Origin of the sequence: Providencia sp. PROV114 (genome assembly GCF_032704305.1) — a bacterium.
Lineage (GTDB): Bacteria > Pseudomonadota > Gammaproteobacteria > Enterobacterales > Enterobacteriaceae > Providencia > Providencia rettgeri.
Window position 1 is genome coordinate 2,987,366 of the sequence record NZ_CP120528.1, and the last position, 19,680, is coordinate 3,007,045.

Sequence of the window (19,680 nt, forward strand, 5' to 3'; positions counted from 1 at the left end):
AAATTTACTTTACCGTAGAGTAATGTCCTGCATTGAATAGTGCTATTTGGAAAATATTGAGGGGGGATCAGGTTTAGCCTGAGGATACGTTTTCAAAATGCTTTAAATTTGCAAAAAAAACGCGACTACTATGAGTCGCGTTTTACTTTTGAAGAAGTAACGGAAATTAACCGATGTACTCTAACCCTTTCATATATGGGCGTAATACTTCTGGAACTTCAATACGGCCATCTGCTAATTGGTAGTTTTCTAAAATCGCCACCAATGTACGACCAACCGCTAAACCAGAACCATTCAGAGTATGAACAAGTTGTGTTTTCTTATCACTCTTACCGCGGAAGCGAGCTTGCATACGACGCGCTTGGAAATCCCACATGTTTGAACAAGATGAAATTTCACGATAAGTATTTTGCGCTGGTAGCCATACTTCTAAGTCATAAGTTTTACGTGAACCAAAACCAATATCACCGGTGCATAAAATCACTTTACGATAAGGTAAGTTCAGTAATTGTAATACTTTCTCTGCATGGCCAGTCAGCTCTTCCAATGCATCCATAGATTTTTCTGGATGTACGATTTGCACTAACTCAACTTTGTCAAATTGGTGCATACGGATCAAACCACGTGTATCACGGCCATAAGATCCCGCTTCAGAACGGAAACAAGGTGTGTGTGCTGTCATTTTCAGAGGAAGTGAGTCTTCATCTAAAATTTCATCACGAACCAAGTTAGTCACAGGTACTTCAGCTGTTGGAATCAAAGCATAAGTGCTGCTGTCTGCTTCTTCTTCCAGTGGTTTAGTATGAAATAAGTCTTCACCAAACTTTGGTAATTGGCCAGTTCCGTAAAGCGTGTCATGGTTGACTAAATACGGAACATACAATTCTTGGTAGCCATGTTGTTCAGTATGTAAATCAAGCATGAATTGTGCCAATGCACGGTGCATACGAGCAATTTGCCCTTTCATGACAACAAAACGTGCACCCGTCAGTTTTACCGCAGCTGGAAAGTCTAAGCCGCCAGATAGCTCACCAAGGCTAACATGGTCTTTAACTTCGAAATCATACTGGCGAGGCTCACCCCAACGAGCCACTTCAACGTTGTCAGAATCATCTTTACCGTCAGGTACTTGGTCATCAGGGATATTCGGGATACTCAAGGCAATATCACGGATTTCTTGTTGCAGCTTTTCAAGCTCCGCTTTTGCAGAATCCAATTTTTCGCCTAATTGGTTAACTTCTAGACGTAATGGTTCGATATCTTCACCACGTGCTTTTGCCGCACCAATAGTTTTCGATCGCGAGTTACGGTCTGCTTGCAGGGTTTCAGTTTCAACTTGTAAAACTTTGCGGCGTTCTTCTAATTCACGCAGCTTTTCCACATCAAGGGTAAAACCCCTGCGAGCCAGTTTTTCAGCAACCGCGTCTAGCTCCGTACGCAGTAAATTGGGATCGAGCATGCTTATCCTGTGATTATTGTTAGTAATTAATGATACTTTTTGAGGTGCATTCCAGCACAACAAATAAAGTAAAGTATTTCGCTATATAACCTTACCGCATTGCCCAGTTTAGCGATAGCGTTTTGTGGTGCTAATTTGATCCTGTTGGGCTAACCAGTCTAGTTTTTCAGCAAACTTGCTTTCTTGACCCCGTTTCGTAGGGTAGTAATAACGTGTTGTTTGCATAGGTTCAGGAAAATAGTTTTCCCCTGCCGCATAAGCGTTAGGTTCATCATGCGCATAACGATACTCCTTCCCAGCTCCCATTTCTTTTAATAGTTTAGTTGGTGCATTTCGAAGATGTTCTGGCACATCGTAATCCGGTTGCATTTGTGCATCTTTAATCGCAGCTTTATAGGCGGTATAAACCGCGTTACTTTTTGGTGCACAAGCTAAATAAACAATGGCTTGGGCAATTGCACGCTCACCTTCGGCAGGCCCCACTCGAGTAAAGCAATCCCAAGCTGAGATGGCTACTTGCATCGCACGAGGATCCGCATTACCCACATCTTCTGATGCAATTGCAAGTAACCGACGAGCAACATACAAAGGGTCACCACCCGCAGTGATGATCCTTGCAAACCAATATAGTGCGGCATCCGGTGCTGATCCTCTGATAGACTTATGCAGCGCAGAAATTAAGTCGTAATAACGGTCGCCTTTGTTATCAAACCTTGCGGTTCGTTCACCACTGACTTCTTTTAATAAATCAGCGGTTAAAATACGCTGCCCTTGGCCATCCGCTTCGGCCATATCCGCCATCATTTCCAGCAGATTTAATGAACGCCTAGCATCCCCATTAACCAACTGAGCAACCATTTTGCGCGTGCTGTCAGGTAGAACAATATTTTGCCCACCAAGGCCACGAGATGAGTCTGCCAGCGCTTGCAGCAATACTTGTTCAATATCATTCTCTTCAAGAGATTTAAGCAAATACACCCTAGCACGTGATAACAACGCAGAGTTTAATTCAAATGATGGGTTTTCTGTTGTCGCACCAATAAATGTAATCGTGCCATCTTCTATGTGCGGTAAAAATGCATCTTGCTGGCTTTTATTAAAACGATGAACTTCATCCACAAATAAAATGGTTCTTCGCCCTGCACTACGATTTTGCCGAGCCTTTTCAATGGATTCTCGGATTTCCTTAATACCAGAGGTAACCGCTGAGATGCGTTCAATATCGGCTTGTGCATAATTGCCAATAATTTCAGCAAGGGTTGTTTTGCCTGTTCCTGGGGGCCCCCATAAAATCATGGAGTGCAGATGACCCGCTTTAATCGCACGCGGTAACGGTTTGCCCTCTGCCAATAAATGCTTTTGGCCAATATATTGTTCAAGGGTTTCAGGCCGCATTCTTGCTGCTAAAGGTTGAAATTCATTCTGCGAAAAATCAAGAGACAGGTTACCCACTATATCCTCTTTTTTACCTCTTAAAATACCCTATATATTAACCAGCAAATACTCATGTTGCTGGTTAATATTTTTTCTAATCAAGCTTATTTTGCGTTTGAGCGCTGGTCATCTAAAGTGACACCTTTTGGCACAGTAAACTTGAATTTACTTGCATCAACGCGACCATTTTTTTGCTCTTTTAATTGATAAGCACTGGTTTGGCCATCTTGTTCAACCGCTGAAAACTGCTCAATCGTCCCTTGGGGAGAAACTGTAATGGAAAAACGTTTTAAAGTTCCATTAGTTTGTTTTGGTTTTAAATCAAACGTATTTCCTTGTTGGATGATTGAGTACTGTTTCCAATCTTTCGGGTCGTTACGTGTAATTAGTAGAAATGGCGTATCCTGCGTAGCATCCGCTAAATTAGTTACGGTCACTTGTTCTACAAACGGATTATAAAACCACAAATTTTTTCCATCTGACACCAGTACACTTTCATCCGGTGATGTCATGTTCCAATTAAATAAATTTGGGCGCTCAAGCCATAAATCTCCAACACCTTCTTGAATCAAATCCCCTTCAGGACTTGTCACTTTTTGCGAGAAGCTAGCTTGGAAGCTATTGACCTTATTCAAACGTTCTTGAAGGTCTTCGCTTGCGTCTGCCAATACTTGGCCAATATGTAAACTCAGGGCTAACGCACCCAATAACATCATTTTTTTCATCGATGAAAGACCTTAAAATTATTACCTTAAGAGGCGTCCCGTCTTTATACACCCCTTAAATTAAACCAGCAATCAGCACACTAAATTATTAATGTCCCATTGACGGAGGAGCAAGAACTTCACGGTTACCATTGTGCCCTTGCTCACTGACAATGCCTTGGACCTCCATTTGCTCAACAATCCTTGCAGCACGGTTATAACCGATCCTGAATTGGCGTTGAACCCCAGAAATGGAAACTCGTTGTTTCTCAACAACAAACTCAACAGCTTGGTCAAACAGTGGATCGAGCTCTTCGCCACCACTATCATAACCACCGCCTTCGCTATCATCACTACAGGTTGTAATGCTATCAATATATTGTGGTTTACCGCGAGCTTTCCAATCATTCACAACGGCATGAACCTCTTGGTCACGGACAAAGGCGCCGTGCACCCGCACTGGAATTGAAGAGTTTGGCGGTAAATACAGCATATCCCCCATACCGAGTAAAGACTCCGCACCGCCTTGGTCAAGGATCGTGCGCGAGTCAATTTTACTGGATACCGTAAATGCAATCCGCGTTGGAATATTTGCTTTGATTAACCCTGTAATAATATCAACCGATGGTCGTTGGGTTGCCAATACCAAATGGATACCCGCTGCACGTGCCTTTTGCGCCAATCGTGCAATTAGCTCTTCCACTTTTTTACCTGCCGTCATCATTAAGTCAGCAAACTCATCAACCATGACAACAATGTAAGGTTCTTTTTTCAGCATTGGATGCTCTGTATCCATACTATCACCAGGTTTCCAATGCGGATCAGGAATTGGCCGGCCCATTTCTTCTGCCGCTTTGATGCGGTCGTTATAACCCGCTAGGTTACGTACCCCTAATGCAGACATGAGTTTATAACGACGTTCCATTTCATTCACGCACCAGCGCAAGGCATTTGCCGCATCTTTCATGTCAGTAACCACTTCTGTCAATAGATGCGGGATACCTTCATAAATGGATAATTCGAGCATTTTCGGGTCAATCATGATAAAGCGAACATCTTCTGGTTTCGCTTTATACAAAATGCTGAGGATCATTGCATTGACCCCTACAGATTTACCAGAGCCGGTTGTCCCCGCAACGAGTAAATGTGGCATTTTTGCTAAATCAGCAACGACAGGATCGCCTTCAATATCTTTCCCTAAGACAATAGTGAGAGGAGATGGATTTTTGCGGAAGTCATCGCAATCTAATACCTCACTCAAGTAAACAGTTTGCCGTTTCTCATTAGGGAGCTCTAGGCCTACATAAGGTTTGCCCGGTATCACTTCTACAACACGTACGGCTACAGTTGACAACGAACGAGCAAGGTCACGTGACAATGTAGATATCCTTGCTGCTTTTACTCCCGGCGCTAGATCAAGCTCAAACCGAGTAATGACAGGGCCTGGAGAGAACCCAACTACTTCGGCTTTAACACGATAATCATTGAGCCTCGCTTCAATCAACCTCGCTGTTTGTTCTAGTTTGAACATGTCCACTGGCTCTTCTTGCGCTGGCGGGCTTGCCAGCAAATCAAGAGATGGCATTGGCGTTGTTGGTTTCGGTAATGGTTGGTCATTACGCACTAAGAACGGGTGGAATAAGCTATCTTGCTGTGGCTGCTGTGGCTGCTGTGGCTGCTGTGGCTGCTGTGGCTGCTGTGGCTGCTGTGGCTGCTGTGGCTGCTGTGGCTGCTGTGGCTGCTGTGGCTGCTGTGGCTGCTGTGGCTGCGCAAAAGTTTGTGTTACTGCTGGTGAGTTGCCAAGCCCTTCAGCAATATTATCAATATTATTTTGCGAAGCCGTAGGTGGAACAGAAGACGTACTAAATGACGGCATAAATAATGGGTCAGCAGGCTCGTTGTCAACCAAATCATCAACAGGGGTAAAACTATCCAGTACAGAGAACTCTTTTCTTAAATCAATTCTAGGCTCAAAGTCCTCTTGTACTTGCGAAGAATACTCTTGCGTGAACTGAGGCTGATAGCCATTATCAACGACTGGCGCAACTTCCTCAGGCTCTGGAATTGTATGCGTATTATTGGACTGTTGTGAAGCCGACGCCCAACGGTGTTCAATTTCTGGCTGTGTAAATGAGCTGATTTTATTTTCTGTCATTGGCTCATTTTGTAATGGTTCTTCATCTGAATGTACGCTATTTAATGGCGCTTCATAATCCGTTTCATCAACTTCACCATAACGTTCGCGTTGCTGCTCTAAAAACTGAGCTCGTAGTAATTCACCTTGTTGTGCTTCATCATCAGTTTCAAGTTGCTCAGACTCACTCGCAGACCACTGCTGATATATCTGCTCACGTTTAGAGGCTTCTTCTTCACGCCGCTGTAGTTCTGCATCACGTAACGATGGAATGCGAATACCATATAACTCACGACGAGTCGGTAAGCGAACAGGGTTTGGCCGCGGAAGCTCTGGTTCCATATTTTGTTTAACCTGAGCATGACGTTCCAGCGCAGCCACTGAAATACCCGCAGCTGCTAATGCCGCAGGGTTAGAGACCCTTTCAGTGACTGATGAAGGAATAACACTTTGCGTTATATTGGTAGTGTCAAATGATGGAACTGAGTGAGTTTGTGATTCAAAAGCCGCTTGCTGAACGGGCGTTTCTTGTTTATCCGAATACTCTTGGTAAGCGGTATTACCTTGTTTTTGTGGTTCTGATTGTTGATTATGCTGAACACTAAACAGCTGTTCTTCTGGTGCAACATATGGCGACGCTTGAGCTAACGGCTCATTAACGGTATCTGAAGTTGTATCAAAACCAGTACCAAGCTTAGGCTGGTAATCTTCAGGTACTTCAAAATGATATGTGCTCGGCTCATCCACTGCAGAGAAGGCCGTTACTGGAACTTGCTCAGACACGCTTTGATTCACCAATGGGATTGCGTTTTCTGTCGCTGTCATCGCTTCATTCGTCGTTTTTTCCGTTGTTGGAGCGATTTCAGTGACTAATTCAGCCACTGTGGGAGCAGAAAATAAAATATCATCCGCATCAATATTTTCTAGATCGTCATTGGCCCTGTGCTCAGCTTCTTGCGCACGCTGTAAAGCCCCTTCAGTCTCTTCAACGTCATAATCATAGTTATCTAAATCATCTCCCCTTGCTCGATTTGTCAGCAACGTAATTGGGAGAAGCACAGCCGCACCAATTTTTTCTGCGATTGTAAGCCATGACCACCCAGTAAACAGGGTAAAGCTTATTGCCCATAAAAATAGCAATGCTAACGTAGCGCCTAATGAATTGAACCACGGCATAATGGCACTGCTAAATACACTGCCAATCACTCCACCAGAGGCGAAGTTAGGTAAGTCGTCAAAATTGAGAGCCGCGAGTCCACAAGAGGATAAAATAAGTGCTAAACCACCGATTAATCTTAATGATAAAGAGAAAAAGTCAATATATCGGCGCTGACTTTCGTATTGAAAAATCGCCCAGCACCCTAGAAGTAATAAGGGGGGAATAGCAAATGCAAGAATACCAAAAGCCGAGAAAAGGATGTCAGCGCTCCATGAACCAACACTTCCCCCTAAATTCTTCACTGGGGCATTCCAAGTTGTCTGTGACCAGCTTGGATCTGAAGGGCTGAAGCTCAATAAAGCCACCATTAAGAAGAGTGCGCTCAAGCATATTGCGAGCAAAATAACCTCTAATAGCCGCCTTCCGCTACTTAGTTTTTTAAATTTGATGTGTTTATCTTCTGTATATTCTTGGCTCATTATTGTTTCTTTGCTAACTGATGTTCTTGACTAACCTAGGTTTATTCTACCATTAAACGACTGACTCTGCCTGCTTTACAACATCTAAGGTAAATCAGGGCATTATGAAAACGCTAAGGTGCAGTATTCCATCTAATGTATGACGATTCAATTTCTATTTCTCATCAAAAGTCCTAAATATTTATAGCTTTAGAATCAATAAATTGAAAATAAAATTTATCAATTGCTAAGTAATTTTTGCAAGATAACACAGAAAGACTGGGATTGCGGTCAGACAATGCCTTTTAAAGACGAGACATTACGTTTTTATCTAGCAGCAAATGAGGTGAGAAAAACGGAACAACGCTGAGTAAACTCAGCGTTGAAACTGCAGTGCGGCAACAAAGCTGAAATGCTGTGCTGAAGCGAGGTTAAAAAGCTCTGATTAGCGAGTTTTGATCACTAAGCGATTGCTTTGTTTAACTTCTTCCATAACTACATAGGTGCGAGTGTCGTTTACACCAGGTAAACGTAACAGAGTTTCACCTAATAGTTTACGATATGCGGACATATCTGGCACACGCGTTTTCAACAGGTAGTCAAAGTCACCAGAAACCAAGTGACATTCCTGAATTTCTTCCAATTTTTGAACTGCAGTATTGAATTGCTCAAACACATCAGCTGCACCGCGGTTGAGTGTAATTTCAACAAACACGAGTAAAGATGCATCTAAGTAATGTGGGTTTAATAACGCCGTATAGCCAGAGATAAATCCTTGTCTCTCAAGACGACGCACACGCTCTAAACAAGGTGTTGGGGATAAACCAACTCGTTTAGATAATTCTACGTTAGAAATTCGCCCGTCTTTTTGTAGCTCGTTTAATATATTCCTGTCGATACGGTCAAGGTCTTTGCCTGGACGCTTTTTATTGTCAATCATCTCTTTATCTCTCTTTCTCTAATTGTTATTTTCTACATCTAAAAATAAGCACCTTAGCCACCACCTTTTTTATTTAGGAATTCGTGTTCAGGAGCAAATTTTGTTCGTAATGCTGAAGTTAGTGTGAATGTAATTATCACCCACAATTTTTACTTGTATTTTAAATTTGTAAGTAGTGTAAAGTTAATTTTCCAGTGAGAACAAAAATGCGCCATTTCCATTGATCCGCTAGATAATTAACTCTTACACTGATGTTTTCGCAAATGCGCAGCCGATTGTCAAAGCAAATGAATAAAAATCAGTACAAGATTTCGCTTTTTTTTCCAGTAAAACGTTTCGCAGCCTTAATTCAAGATAATTCCTAAAAATTGTGATGCGTGACACAAGCAACTTTTTGTCACACTTTTTTACATTTTGTCGGTTTTACCTATTAATGAAATAAGCCAAATGAAACTAAGTCGCACTTAAACCACTTTTGTTAGCCTCTTATTTCTCCTACAATCTGATAAATGCTTTTTAGATTAAAGAGGAATTCATGAGCACAACAACACATCGCAAGTTAATCATTCTTGGTTCTGGCCCAGCTGGCTATACTGCGGCTGTCTATGCTGCACGTGCAAACTTAAACCCAGCATTGATTACTGGGGTGGAAAAAGGCGGTCAATTGACCACCACAACTGAAGTTGAAAACTGGCCTGGTGACCCAGAAGGTTTAACTGGCCCAGGGCTTATGGAACGCATGCATGAGCACGCGTCAAAATTTGATACTGAAATCATTTCTGACCATATCCAAAAAGTGGACTTAAAACAACGTCCTTTCCGTTTAATTGGCGATGAAAATGAATATACCTGTGATGCTTTAATTATTGCGACAGGCGCTTCCGCACGTTATATCGGTCTGCCTTCAGAAGAAGCGTTCAAAGGCCGTGGCGTTTCAGCTTGTGCAACCTGTGATGGTTTCTTCTATCGTAATCAAAAAGTGGCTGTCGTTGGTGGTGGAAACACCGCGGTAGAAGAAGCGCTGTACCTTTCTAATATTGCATCAGAAGTCCATTTAATTCATCGCCGTGATAGCTTCCGTGCAGAAAAAATCCTTATTAACCGTTTAATGGATAAAGTTGAAAACGGTAATATTATCCTGCATACCGACCGTACATTAAATGAAGTCTTAGGTGATGACATGGGGGTTACAGGTGTGCGCTTAGAGTGTACTAAAACACACGCAACAGAAGATATCCCTGTTATGGGCGCATTTATTGCCATCGGCCACAGTCCAAATACGGGCATTTTTGAAGGTCAACTCGATTTAGACAACGGTTATATTAAAGTGCAATCAGGCACCCAAGGTAATGCGACCCAAACCTCTGTTGAAGGTGTGTTCGCTGCCGGTGATGTCATGGACCACATCTACCGTCAAGCCATTACCTCTGCGGGCACAGGCTGTATGGCCGCCTTAGATGCAGAGCGTTATCTTGATGGCTTAGCATCTAAATAATCAATAAATTATTGTGACTTAAATAGGCTTCAATGTTTATTCAATTGAAGCCTTTTTTGTTACTGATATTACCCATCTTAACTATTGGTTTTACATATATTTTTAAGAGCAAGTTTATATTGTACTTCTCGAATACTCCCTATACTGTTTTTACATAACATTTACGAATATAGGTGTAGGTATGGGGCAACAATTAGAACGTGATGCCATTCGCGGTTATTCTTATTTTATTATTGTCATACTTGCCGTGATGCAAGGCATCGTCATCACTGCCACCACTGATTACGCCATCCGTATAGAAAGCCAATTAAGCACGACCACTCTATATCTGCCTATTTTGCTCGCTATTTTTGTTCCTTCAGCAATAAGTTACCTAATTACCAATGCAAAATCCGGTATTTTTTATCTCAACATCGTCGTTATTATTGGGTTAATTTTCTGGCTCAATTACTGGCATGCCCAAGACTTTAAAAATCCTGCAGATACAGACCCATTCTTCGCCTTTATCACCCTAACCGTCCTGTTCTTTTTTATGCTTCCTTGGATGCAACTGTGGCAAGTAACAAGAACATGGAAAATCGATTACGGTTGCTTAATGGGGCTATATATTAAAAATACCTTTTTAGGTGTTCTAGCTGCTGCTATCGGTGGGTTGCTAACTCTAATCATAAAAATAGCCAGTTTCCTATTTGATATTGTTAACCTTAATTTTTTGAGTGAAGCTCTTGATAACGACGTTATCTACTGGGTGAGCTTTGCACTTGGCTTCAACGTGAGTTTAGTTTTTTTACGGGCAACACTAAATGTACAGCTCAGTAATTTTGCTAGCTTTATTGCTCGTTTTTTCTTACCCCTCTTAAATATTGTTGCCGTTATTTTCTTAGGTGGTTTTGTTGTTTCCTACTTTTCAGGTTTAAGCTCCACGAATTTAGGCTCAGCGGTGATGCTATGGTTTTTAATTTTAAACCTCATTTTCATCAATTTTGTGTATGGCGATGGCACTAGCCAATATCAATACCGTACAGGTCTAAATGGTTTTGTCTTAATTAGCATTATTCTACTCAATGCATTTTCAATACTTTCTCTCTATGGCATTCTGGTACGAGTAAACCAGTATAGTTGGAGCGTTGAACGCCTGTATGCATTTACTATTGCCTTATTTCTATTTGTATTGGTTTTTGCTTACAGTATTGCCATTATTTATAAAAGATCAACTTGGATGTCCTATTTAGGGTTTATCAATAAAGCGGGAATTTTGTCTCTAATTGCCATTATATTGGTCATTAACAGCCCTATTGCTGATTTTAAACGCATCACACTAAACAGTATTCTTGCTGGCGTTGAAAATGGCAAAATTAAAGTCAATAGTTCGCTTGCTTATGACTTAAAACAATTAGGTGAAAAAGGGCTACAGGCTTTTGAGCAACTCAATAACAACCCTGAATATCAAAAACTATTCCAAACTAGCCCTTATGAAGAAGAACAGCGTAAGCCGCTGAAATCAGTATTAATTCAAGCTAAAAATAGCCCTACAATACCAGACAACTGGTTCGATCTCGGAGAAAACCTTAGCAGTGCGTGGTATTGCACTTCACAATACGACCCATACCCATGTGTAGGCTTTATGGCCGATGTAAACCAAAACAACCAAAATGATGTGGTTATGTGCTATTCCTACCCAAGTAGTTCGAGTATTGATTGCAATATATGGCAACAAACGGAACAGAGCTGGGAGTTAATGGATACGCAAACTCGCACATTTAATACCATGCAAGAAAAAGCTCAGGCTTGGGATAATTTATTAAAAGGAAATTTTAAATTAAAACCCAAAGAATGGTTAATGATAGACCCCACTTCTTAATACTAATTAAAAATGCAGGTGACTTAACATTTCTTTGTTAAGCCACCTTTTCATTACGTAAAAATACAGTAACATCTCAAGATTATTACATCCCAAACTTTACTGAAATATTAAACTTACCTTTATAAAACAATTTAATAACAAAATACAACTCACCGTAAATAACCCACTTTTATTATGTAACATATCGTGGTGAAGCTGTTATGATGTACCCTAGTACCCGAATTTATGGGTAAGATCAAAAACGCAGATTTTCTTATAACCACCAATTGCGTTACCAGATCAAAAAATTATCGTTCTCATGCGGTATAAAATAGTCCAACTGTAATATAGCGCATGGTAAAAGCAACGTTAGGTTGGTATTTCCTAACTATACTCAATGACATTAAAACTACACCTGCTAACTAAATCATTATGGATAAATCAAGACAGACTGAATTGGTACGTTGGTTAAAACAACACAGTGCCCCTGCCAAGCGCTGGTTGCGGATCTCTATGTTACTAGGTATTTTGAGCGGATTACTGATTATTGCTCAAGCCTGGTTCTTAGCTGTTATCTTACAAGCATTGATTATGGATAACGTTCCTCGAGAACAGCTATTAACTCCCTTTATTCTTCTGATTTGCGTTTTCATCTTACGTGCAATTGTCACCTATATACGAGAACGTGTTGGCTTTCGTTGTGGCCAAGTGGTGCGCCAAGAAATACGCACCATGGTACTCGATAAACTTCAAGAGCTCGGCCCTGTATGGGTTAAAGGTAAGCCTGCGGGTAGCTGGGCCACGATTATTCTTGAACAAATTGAAGACATGCAAGACTACTATTCACGCTATCTTCCACAAATGTATTTAGCGGGGATCATCCCCATTATGATCCTGATTGCTATTTTCCCATTTAACTGGGCTGCTGCACTTATTTTATTCGTCACTGCCCCGCTAATTCCTATTTTTATGGCATTAGTCGGCTTAGGTGCTGCGGACGCTAACCGCCGTAATTTTATTGCATTAGGTCGTTTAAGCGGTAGTTTTCTCGATAGATTACGAGGCCTTGATACCTTACGGTTATTTTTTCGTGAAAAGGCAGAAATTAAGCAAATTCGCGAATCAACAGAGGATTTTCGTTCCAGAACGATGGAAGTACTAAGAATGGCATTTTTGTCTTCCGGTGTACTTGAGTTTTTTGCATCGATTTCTATTGCTGTTGTTGCCGTCTATTTTGGTTTTTCTTACCTAGGTGAAATGAATTTTGGTAGCTACGGTTTACCTGTCACGCTATTTGCAGGTTTTCTTGCCTTGATACTGTCTCCAGAGTTTTTCCAACCACTACGAGATCTTGGCACATACTACCACGCCAAAGCACAAGCTGTTGGTGCCGCTGAAACACTCGAAACATTGTTAAACAGTGATGGGGAACAAAACACTCAACAAGGAACCCAAACACTAAGCGATGATGCTATCTATATTCAGGCTAAACAATTAGAAATTTTATCCCATGATGGAGTGCGCCTTGCTGGGCCATTAGATTTCAATATTGAACCACAACAACGTATTGCGATTGTTGGTCAAAGTGGCGCAGGGAAAAGCTCATTACTCAATTTATTGTTAGGCTTTTTGCCTTATCGCGGCTCCATCACCGTAAATGGTGTTGAACTTCGTGAATTATGTACTGATAAATGGCGTGAATTACTTGGCTGGGTTGGGCAAAACCCTCACCTTCCAGAGCAAACACTGGTTGAAAACATCTGTTTAGGCAAGCCAAATGCTACAGAGGCAGAAATTCAACAGGCTATTGATAATGCATATGTTTCCGAATTCTTAGCCCATTTGCCTGACGGTCTAAATACCAAATTAGGTGACTATGCCGCCCGCCTTTCGGTCGGGCAGGCTCAGCGTGTTGCCGTTGCACGAACCCTGTTGAAACCTTCTCGTATGCTACTTCTAGATGAGCCCGCTGCGAGCTTAGACTCCCACAGTGAGCAACGTGTTATGCAAACACTTAACCAGCTATCAAGTCAGCAAACAACCCTTTTAGTCACCCATTTGCTGGAAGAAACCCTTGATTATGACCAAATTTGGGTAATGGCTAATGGTCAAATCATTCAGCAAGGTAATTACACACAACTAAGTCAATCAGAAGGCGCTTTTGCCCAGTTACTTGCCCATCGCAGTGAGGAGCTTTGATAATGAAAATTTTATTACCTTTCTTAGCCCTTTACCGCCGCCATTGGTTTTTAATTACATTAGGTATCATCTTAGCGATTGTGACCTTACTGGCGAGTATTGGTTTACTTACCCTTTCCGGTTGGTTTTTAGCCGGAACCGCAATTGCTGGTTTTCCGGGTCTTTACTATTTTAATTACATGTTACCTGCTGCGGGTGTCCGTGGCGCCGCTATTTTTCGTACCGCTGGCCGTTATGGAGAACGCCTAGTTAGCCACGATGCCACCTTTAAGGTACTTGGCCATTTACGGGTTTTTGCTTTTAGTAAAGTATTACCCCTTTCACCGGGAGGTATCAGCCGTTTCCGTCAAGGGGAGTTACTCAATCGCCTCGTCGCTGACGTAGAAACCCTAGATCATCTCTATTTACGCGTTTTATCACCGATCATTACTGCATTTTTTGTTACCTTTGTCCTTATTTTTGGTTTAAGTTATCTCGACCCTCGTCTTGCGTGGACACTGGGTGGCATCATGCTGTTCTTACTGTTTACCATGCCATTTATATTTTATCGTGCAGGCAAACCCATCGGCCGTGAACTAACCGAATTACGTGGAAGTTATCGCACTATTTTAACCTCTGCACTGCAAGGGCAAGCTGAGCTAACATTGTTTGGTGCCACTGACCGTTTTCGCCAAAACTTGCTTAATATTGAAAACAAATGGCAAATACGCCAACAACAGCAAGCGGCACTTACCGGGCTATCTCAAGCCATTATTTTATTTGCCTCTGGTGTGACTGCGACACTACTTCTTTGGATGGCTGCCGACCATGTGGGAGGGGATACCAAACCAGGTGCACTCATTGCTTTGTTTGTTTTCTGTGCGCTGGCTGCTTTCGAAGCACTAGGCCCAGTTGCGGTAGCCTTCCAACATATGGGGCAAGTGATTGCGTCTGCTACTCGCGTTTCTCAATTAATGACCGCGAAACCGGAGGTAACTTTCCCAAGTGAAAGCCCTTCAATCGCAACATTGGAAAGCCTGACTGTCGACAATATTTCATTTACCTATCCAGAGCAGCCATTTGCCGTTCTTCACAATGTATCTTTAACGTTAAATAAAGGCCAACACCTTGCTTTATTAGGTAAAACTGGCTGCGGTAAATCAACGCTCCTTCAATTATTAACTCGTGCTTGGGATGTTGATAGCGGAACCATCTACTTAAATGGCACGCCTATTAACGAATTTAGCGAAAAATCGTTACGCAATATGATGTCTGTTGTGCCACAACGGGTTCATGTCTTTAGTGATACATTACGCAATAATCTATTACTCGCCAATGAACAAGCGACTGATATCGAATTAAATGAAGTATTGCAACAAGTTGGCTTGGGCAATTTATTAGAAAACGAATTAAAGCTTAATGCATGGATGGGAGAAGGCGGTCGACAGCTTTCAGGTGGGGAACAGCGCCGCTTAGGCATTGCCCGTGCTTTGTTACATAATACCCCATTAATTCTAATGGATGAGCCAACGGAAGGGCTTGATGCGCATACAGAACAACAGATTTTAGCACTACTCAAAGAAAAATGTGCTGATAAAACATTAATTGTCATTACTCACCGCATGCAGGGCTTAGAGGAAATGGATAACATTTGTGTGATGGATAATGGTAAAATCATCGAACAAGGTACTCATCAAGCGCTGTTAGGCATGCAAGGCCAGTATTATCAGTTCCGCCAGCGCCACTGGGCACAGCAACCGCTCTGAGGCGTATATGTATCAATTAGATGACGACTCCTATTTATTCCCTCCCGTGTCTGAAGCCATGCGGGAGCCCAATGGTTTATTAGCGATTGGCGGAGATCTTTCATCAAAAAGGCTGCAAGCCGCTTATTATGATGGTATCTTTCCTTGGTTTAATCCTGGAGAGATGCCTTTATGGTGGTCTCCGGACCCTAGAGCAGTACTCATGGTTGGTGAGCTTCATATTAGCCGGTCAATGAAAAAAGTATTAAAAAAGCAGACTTATCGCATTACCGTTAACCATGCATTCAAGCAAGTTATTGAAGCTTGTTCTGTACGCCAAGAAGGCACATGGATTTTACCCGAAGTTCAAGCTGGGTATTTGGCATTACACCAAGCAGGAATGGCTCATTCCATTGAAGCTTGGTATGGCGATAAACTCGTTGGAGGCCTGTATGGTGTGAACATGGGGCACCTATTTTGTGGGGAATCTATGTTCAGTAGAATGAATGATGCATCCAAATTTGCTTTTATTACGTTCTATTTTCATTTTTTGCGCTATAATGGGCAACTTTTTGATTGTCAGGTACTTAACCACCATACCGCCTCAATGGGCGCAAAAGAGATATCCCGTAGGGATTTTTTACATATTCTTTATCGGTGGCGTGACAAAGCGATTGACCCCGCCTGCTGGATACCGCAATCGATTGAAATACCGCCAATTTTCGATTAATGAATTTTGGTTTTACATTAATTTTATTCCTTCACTTAAAAATAAAGATCGCGTTAAAATGCGACACTTCTTTACTTAGTGCGGGTTTTTGGGCATTATCTTGCCCGTTAAAAATCACGGTTATTAAACTTAGAGGATTAGATGGCCAAAGAAGACAATATTGAAATGCAGGGCACAGTTTTAGATACCCTGCCAAACACAATGTTCCGTGTTGAACTGGAAAACGGTCACGTGGTGACTGCTCATATTTCTGGAAAAATGCGTAAAAACTATATCCGCATCCTGACAGGCGACAAGGTAACTGTAGAGTTAACACCTTATGACCTGAGCAAAGGCCGAATCATTTTCCGTAGCCGTTGATATTCGCTTCAGGCAAGGCCTGACAACCACAGGTGCATTGATACACCTGTGGTCTATTCGTCAGAATACCGCATCCTCCGGAGAGGCCTTGTGCACGCTACTGAAGCTGTATGTCAGTGTGTTACTTTTTTCATCAAGCCCGATACTTACAGAGCCACCATTCGTTAGTGAACCAAATAGCAACTCGTTTGCTAATGGTTTTTTCAGGTTATCCTGAATGGTGCGAGCCATAGGTCGGGCACCCATCGCTTTATCATAACCTTTTTCACATAACCAACGGCGAGCCGCCGCGCTAACTTCAATTGATACGCCTTTCTCATCAAGTTGAACTTGTAATTCCACAATGAACTTATCAACAACTTGCGTAATAATTTCCGGAGTTAATGAGTTAAACCAAATGATACCATCAAGGCGGTTGCGAAACTCTGGTGAGAATGCCTTTTTGATTTCTGACATCGCATCAGTACTATTATCTTGCTCAGCAAAACCAATAGAACGACGCTGAGTTTCTTGTACCCCTGCGTTGGTTGTCATTACCACAACAACATTTCGAAAATCTGCTTTACGGCCGTTGTTATCCGTTAAAGTACCGTGGTCCATTACCTGTAAGAGGATATTAAACACATCAGGATGGGCTTTTTCGATTTCATCTAACAGCACCACTGAGTGAGGATGTTTAATAACTGCATCAGTCAGTAAACCGCCTTGATCAAAGCCGACATAGCCAGGAGGAGCCCCAATTAAACGACTAACAGTATGACGCTCCATATACTCGGACATATCAAAACGTAATAATTTAATATCCAGCGCTTTGGCTAACTGAACAGTGACCTCCGTTTTACCCACCCCCGTCGGACCTGCAAACAAGAAAGAACCCACCGGTTTATTTTCTAACCCTAAACCTGCCCGATTCATTTTAATTGCCTCAGACAACGAATCTATCGCTTTGTCTTGCCCAAACACTAACATTTTCAAACGAGAGTCGAGTGTCTTGAGTTTGTCTTTATCACTTGAAGAAACGGTTTTTTCAGGAATGCGGGCGATACGCGCCACAACAGTTTCAATTTCGGGTACACCAATGGTTTTTTTACGCTTACTTGGTGCAACCAATCGCGTTCGGGCACCAGCTTCATCGATCACATCAATGGCTTTATCAGGCAAATGTCTATCAGTGATATATTTAATAGATAAATCCACCGCGGCTTGAATTGCCTTTGCGGTATACCGAACATCATGATGCGCTTCATATTTAGGCTTTAACCCATTGATGATGCGAATTGTTTCTTCTGGAGTTGGTTCCACAATATCAATTTTCTGGAAACGACGCGCCAATGCTCTGTCTTTCTCAAAAATACTGCCAAATTCTTGATATGTTGTAGAACCAATAACACGAATTCGGCCACTGGATAGCAACGGTTTAATTAAATTTGCCGCGTCAACTTGCCCACCAGAGGCCGCCCCTGCACCGATGATAGTGTGTATTTCATCGATAAATAAAATACTCTTCGGATCTTTTTCCAGCATTTTTAATAATGCTTTGAAGCGTTTCTCAAAGTCACCACGGTATTTAGTTCCCGCCAGTAATGAGCCAATATCTAATGAATAAATTGTGCAGCCTTTCATTACGTCAGGAACATCATCTTGCTCAATACGCCATGCTAGCCCTTCCGCAATCGCGGTTTTACCGACACCTGACTCGCCAACTAATAGTGGGTTATTTTTACGACGGCGACACAGTACTTGAATGGTACGCTCTAATTCAGCCTGACGTCCAACTAGAGGGTCGATATTCCCTTTCTTGGCCTGCTGGTTCAAGTTGGTCGTAAAGTTGTCCATATGGTCTTCTGGGACCGGCTGCTCTTCATTTTGCATGCTATTAGAGGGGATATCTTGTTCTGATGGCGACTCTTCGCCTTTTATCGTGCCATGGGATATATAATTAACCACATCTAAACGGCTAACATCATGTTTACGTAATAAGTACGCAGCTTGGGATTCTTGCTCACTAAAAATTGCGACTAATACATTTGCGCCGCTAACTTCGTTACGCCCAGATGATTGCACATGAAAAACGGCGCGCTGTAATACACGCTGAAAACTCAACGTAGGCTGGGTGTCTCTGCTATCATTTTCGGGTAACAAAGGTGTCGTTTGCGCGATGAAGTGTTCAAGTTCTTGACGTAATGCAACAAGATCAACCTTACAAGCATCTAAAGCTTCGCGAGCAGAGATATTACTCAGTAGCGCTAGCAATAGGTGCTCTACAGTCATAAACTCATGGCGGCTGTCTTTCGCTTTCGTAAAAGCTACGTTTAAACTAAGCTCCAGTTCTTGATTGAGCATAAGCACCTCCCAAAATTGATATTAAGCCAAATTAGACTTTCTCTATAGTGCAAAGCAAAGGGTACTCATGTTCACGAGCAAAAGTATTGACTTGTGACGCTTTTGTTTCAGCAACCTCTGCAGTAAAAATTCCACAAACTCCCTTTCCTTGAATATGGACATCTAACATTATCTGTGTAGCGCGTTCTTCATCAAAAGAAAAGTATTTTTGTAACACTTCGACAACAAAATCCATCGGAGTGTAATCGTCATTATTTAATAGCACCTTATACATCGAAGGTGGCTGTAAGGTTTGTTCTATTTCATCTTTAAAAATGACATCAGTTTTAAATGTGCCCAGAAAATCACTCATTACTTTCTTGCTCAGTGTTTAACTTCAATTTAAGCATAGTCTTTATTATCAACGATTTCTATCAATCATATTGATAACACCACAAAACTATACCATTTCGTAACCATGCTGTTTTTGTTTATATTGCTTCAAGTCACAGTGTACCATGGGAATCACCTTTGCTTCCATGGTTAGCAATCTGTGAGCCACATCAAATATTATAGAAAATGAGCGCTATTGATTAGCGAATTCTTAACACTTTCCACTAATTCCTGTACCTCGCCTCTTGACCTTAGAAGGCAATTTATTACAGTATATTTTACGAACAAATAACATCGTACTTATACTTATTTTGTGTGTTTTTTAT

13 protein-coding genes are annotated in these 19,680 nt (G+C 41.8%); 6 read left to right on the forward strand and 7 right to left on the reverse strand.

Features of this window, described 5'->3' with window-relative positions:
* Positions 1-166 precede the first annotated feature (166 nt).
* From serS to lrp, 5 genes are all read right to left on the reverse strand, one after another.
* Positions 167-1,459, reverse strand: coding sequence for a serine--tRNA ligase (gene serS, locus P3L37_RS13340; RefSeq protein ID WP_004909472.1), 1,293 nt, complete (start codon positions 1,457-1,459; stop codon positions 167-169).
* 108 nt (positions 1,460-1,567) lie between these two features.
* On the reverse strand, positions 1,568-2,911 hold the full coding sequence (locus P3L37_RS13345) for a replication-associated recombination protein A (RefSeq protein WP_004909469.1): 1,344 nt from the start codon (positions 2,909-2,911) through the stop codon (positions 1,568-1,570).
* Between the two features lie 86 nt (positions 2,912-2,997).
* Positions 2,998-3,618, reverse strand: a complete 621-nt coding sequence (gene lolA, locus P3L37_RS13350) for an outer membrane lipoprotein chaperone LolA (RefSeq protein ID WP_004909466.1) — start codon at positions 3,616-3,618, stop codon at positions 2,998-3,000.
* Between the two features lie 88 nt (positions 3,619-3,706).
* The gene (locus P3L37_RS13355; RefSeq protein WP_272667324.1) at positions 3,707-7,369 is read right to left on the reverse strand and encodes a DNA translocase FtsK 4TM domain-containing protein; all 3,663 of its coding nucleotides are present in this window, start codon (positions 7,367-7,369) and stop codon (positions 3,707-3,709) included.
* A gap of 424 nt (positions 7,370-7,793) precedes the next feature.
* Positions 7,794-8,288 carry a leucine-responsive transcriptional regulator Lrp gene (gene lrp / locus P3L37_RS13360; RefSeq protein ID WP_004256338.1) on the reverse strand — a complete coding sequence of 165 codons (495 nt, stop codon included), beginning with the start codon at positions 8,286-8,288 and terminating at the stop codon, positions 7,794-7,796.
* A 535-nt stretch (positions 8,289-8,823) separates the two neighbouring features.
* Between lrp and trxB the strand changes: the two genes are divergently transcribed.
* The 6 genes from trxB (at position 8,824) to infA (ending at position 16,639) form a co-directional block, all read left to right on the forward strand.
* A complete protein-coding gene (trxB, locus tag P3L37_RS13365) occupies positions 8,824-9,783 on the forward strand; it encodes a thioredoxin-disulfide reductase (protein ID WP_109911028.1) in 960 nt (319 codons plus the stop codon).
* Positions 9,784-9,964: 181 nt separating this feature from the next.
* Entirely contained in the window at positions 9,965-11,644 is a 1,680-nt protein-coding gene (locus P3L37_RS13370) for a DUF4153 domain-containing protein (RefSeq protein WP_272667326.1), read from the forward strand.
* 414 nt (positions 11,645-12,058) lie between these two features.
* Positions 12,059-13,825 (forward strand): heme ABC transporter permease/ATP-binding protein CydD, encoded by a 1,767-nt coding sequence (gene cydD / locus P3L37_RS13375; RefSeq protein ID WP_109911026.1) that lies wholly within the window; start codon positions 12,059-12,061, stop codon positions 13,823-13,825.
* A gap of 2 nt (positions 13,826-13,827) precedes the next feature.
* The gene (gene cydC / locus P3L37_RS13380; RefSeq protein WP_110731814.1) at positions 13,828-15,570 is read left to right on the forward strand and encodes a heme ABC transporter ATP-binding protein/permease CydC; all 1,743 of its coding nucleotides are present in this window, start codon (positions 13,828-13,830) and stop codon (positions 15,568-15,570) included.
* A gap of 7 nt (positions 15,571-15,577) precedes the next feature.
* Entirely contained in the window at positions 15,578-16,279 is a 702-nt protein-coding gene (gene aat / locus P3L37_RS13385) for a leucyl/phenylalanyl-tRNA--protein transferase (RefSeq protein ID WP_004256353.1), read from the forward strand.
* A 141-nt stretch (positions 16,280-16,420) separates the two neighbouring features.
* A complete protein-coding gene (gene infA / locus P3L37_RS13390) occupies positions 16,421-16,639 on the forward strand; it encodes a translation initiation factor IF-1 (protein WP_004244560.1) in 219 nt (72 codons plus the stop codon).
* A 60-nt stretch (positions 16,640-16,699) separates the two neighbouring features.
* On the opposite strand, the gene clpA is transcribed toward infA, so the two are convergent.
* Together clpA and clpS are read right to left on the reverse strand one after the other, a co-directional pair.
* Positions 16,700-18,982: an ATP-dependent Clp protease ATP-binding subunit ClpA gene (clpA, locus tag P3L37_RS13395; RefSeq protein WP_109911024.1), complete on the reverse strand. Its 2,283-nt coding sequence runs from the start codon at positions 18,980-18,982 to the stop codon at positions 16,700-16,702.
* 31 nt (positions 18,983-19,013) lie between these two features.
* Positions 19,014-19,334 (reverse strand): ATP-dependent Clp protease adapter ClpS, encoded by a 321-nt coding sequence (clpS, locus tag P3L37_RS13400; protein WP_004909410.1) that lies wholly within the window; start codon positions 19,332-19,334, stop codon positions 19,014-19,016.
* Between the last annotated feature and the right edge of the window lie 346 nt (positions 19,335-19,680).

Coding starts and splice junctions, on each gene's coding strand:
- serS (WP_004909472.1), bottom strand. CDS start 1,459: ATGCTCGATCCCAATTTACTGCGTACGGAGCTAGACGCGGTTGCTGAA.
- lolA (WP_004909466.1), bottom strand. CDS start 3,618: ATGAAAAAAATGATGTTATTGGGTGCGTTAGCCCTGAGTTTACATATT.
- P3L37_RS13355 (WP_272667324.1), bottom strand. CDS start 7,369: ATGAGCCAAGAATATACAGAAGATAAACACATCAAATTTAAAAAACTA.
- lrp (WP_004256338.1), bottom strand. CDS start 8,288: ATGATTGACAATAAAAAGCGTCCAGGCAAAGACCTTGACCGTATCGAC.
- trxB (WP_109911028.1), top strand. CDS start 8,824: ATGAGCACAACAACACATCGCAAGTTAATCATTCTTGGTTCTGGCCCA.
- P3L37_RS13370 (WP_272667326.1), top strand. CDS start 9,965: ATGGGGCAACAATTAGAACGTGATGCCATTCGCGGTTATTCTTATTTT.
- cydD (WP_109911026.1), top strand. CDS start 12,059: ATGGATAAATCAAGACAGACTGAATTGGTACGTTGGTTAAAACAACAC.
- cydC (WP_110731814.1), top strand. CDS start 13,828: ATGAAAATTTTATTACCTTTCTTAGCCCTTTACCGCCGCCATTGGTTT.
- aat (WP_004256353.1), top strand. CDS start 15,578: ATGTATCAATTAGATGACGACTCCTATTTATTCCCTCCCGTGTCTGAA.
- infA (WP_004244560.1), top strand. CDS start 16,421: ATGGCCAAAGAAGACAATATTGAAATGCAGGGCACAGTTTTAGATACC.
- clpA (WP_109911024.1), bottom strand. CDS start 18,982: ATGCTCAATCAAGAACTGGAGCTTAGTTTAAACGTAGCTTTTACGAAA.
- clpS (WP_004909410.1), bottom strand. CDS start 19,334: ATGAGTGATTTTCTGGGCACATTTAAAACTGATGTCATTTTTAAAGAT.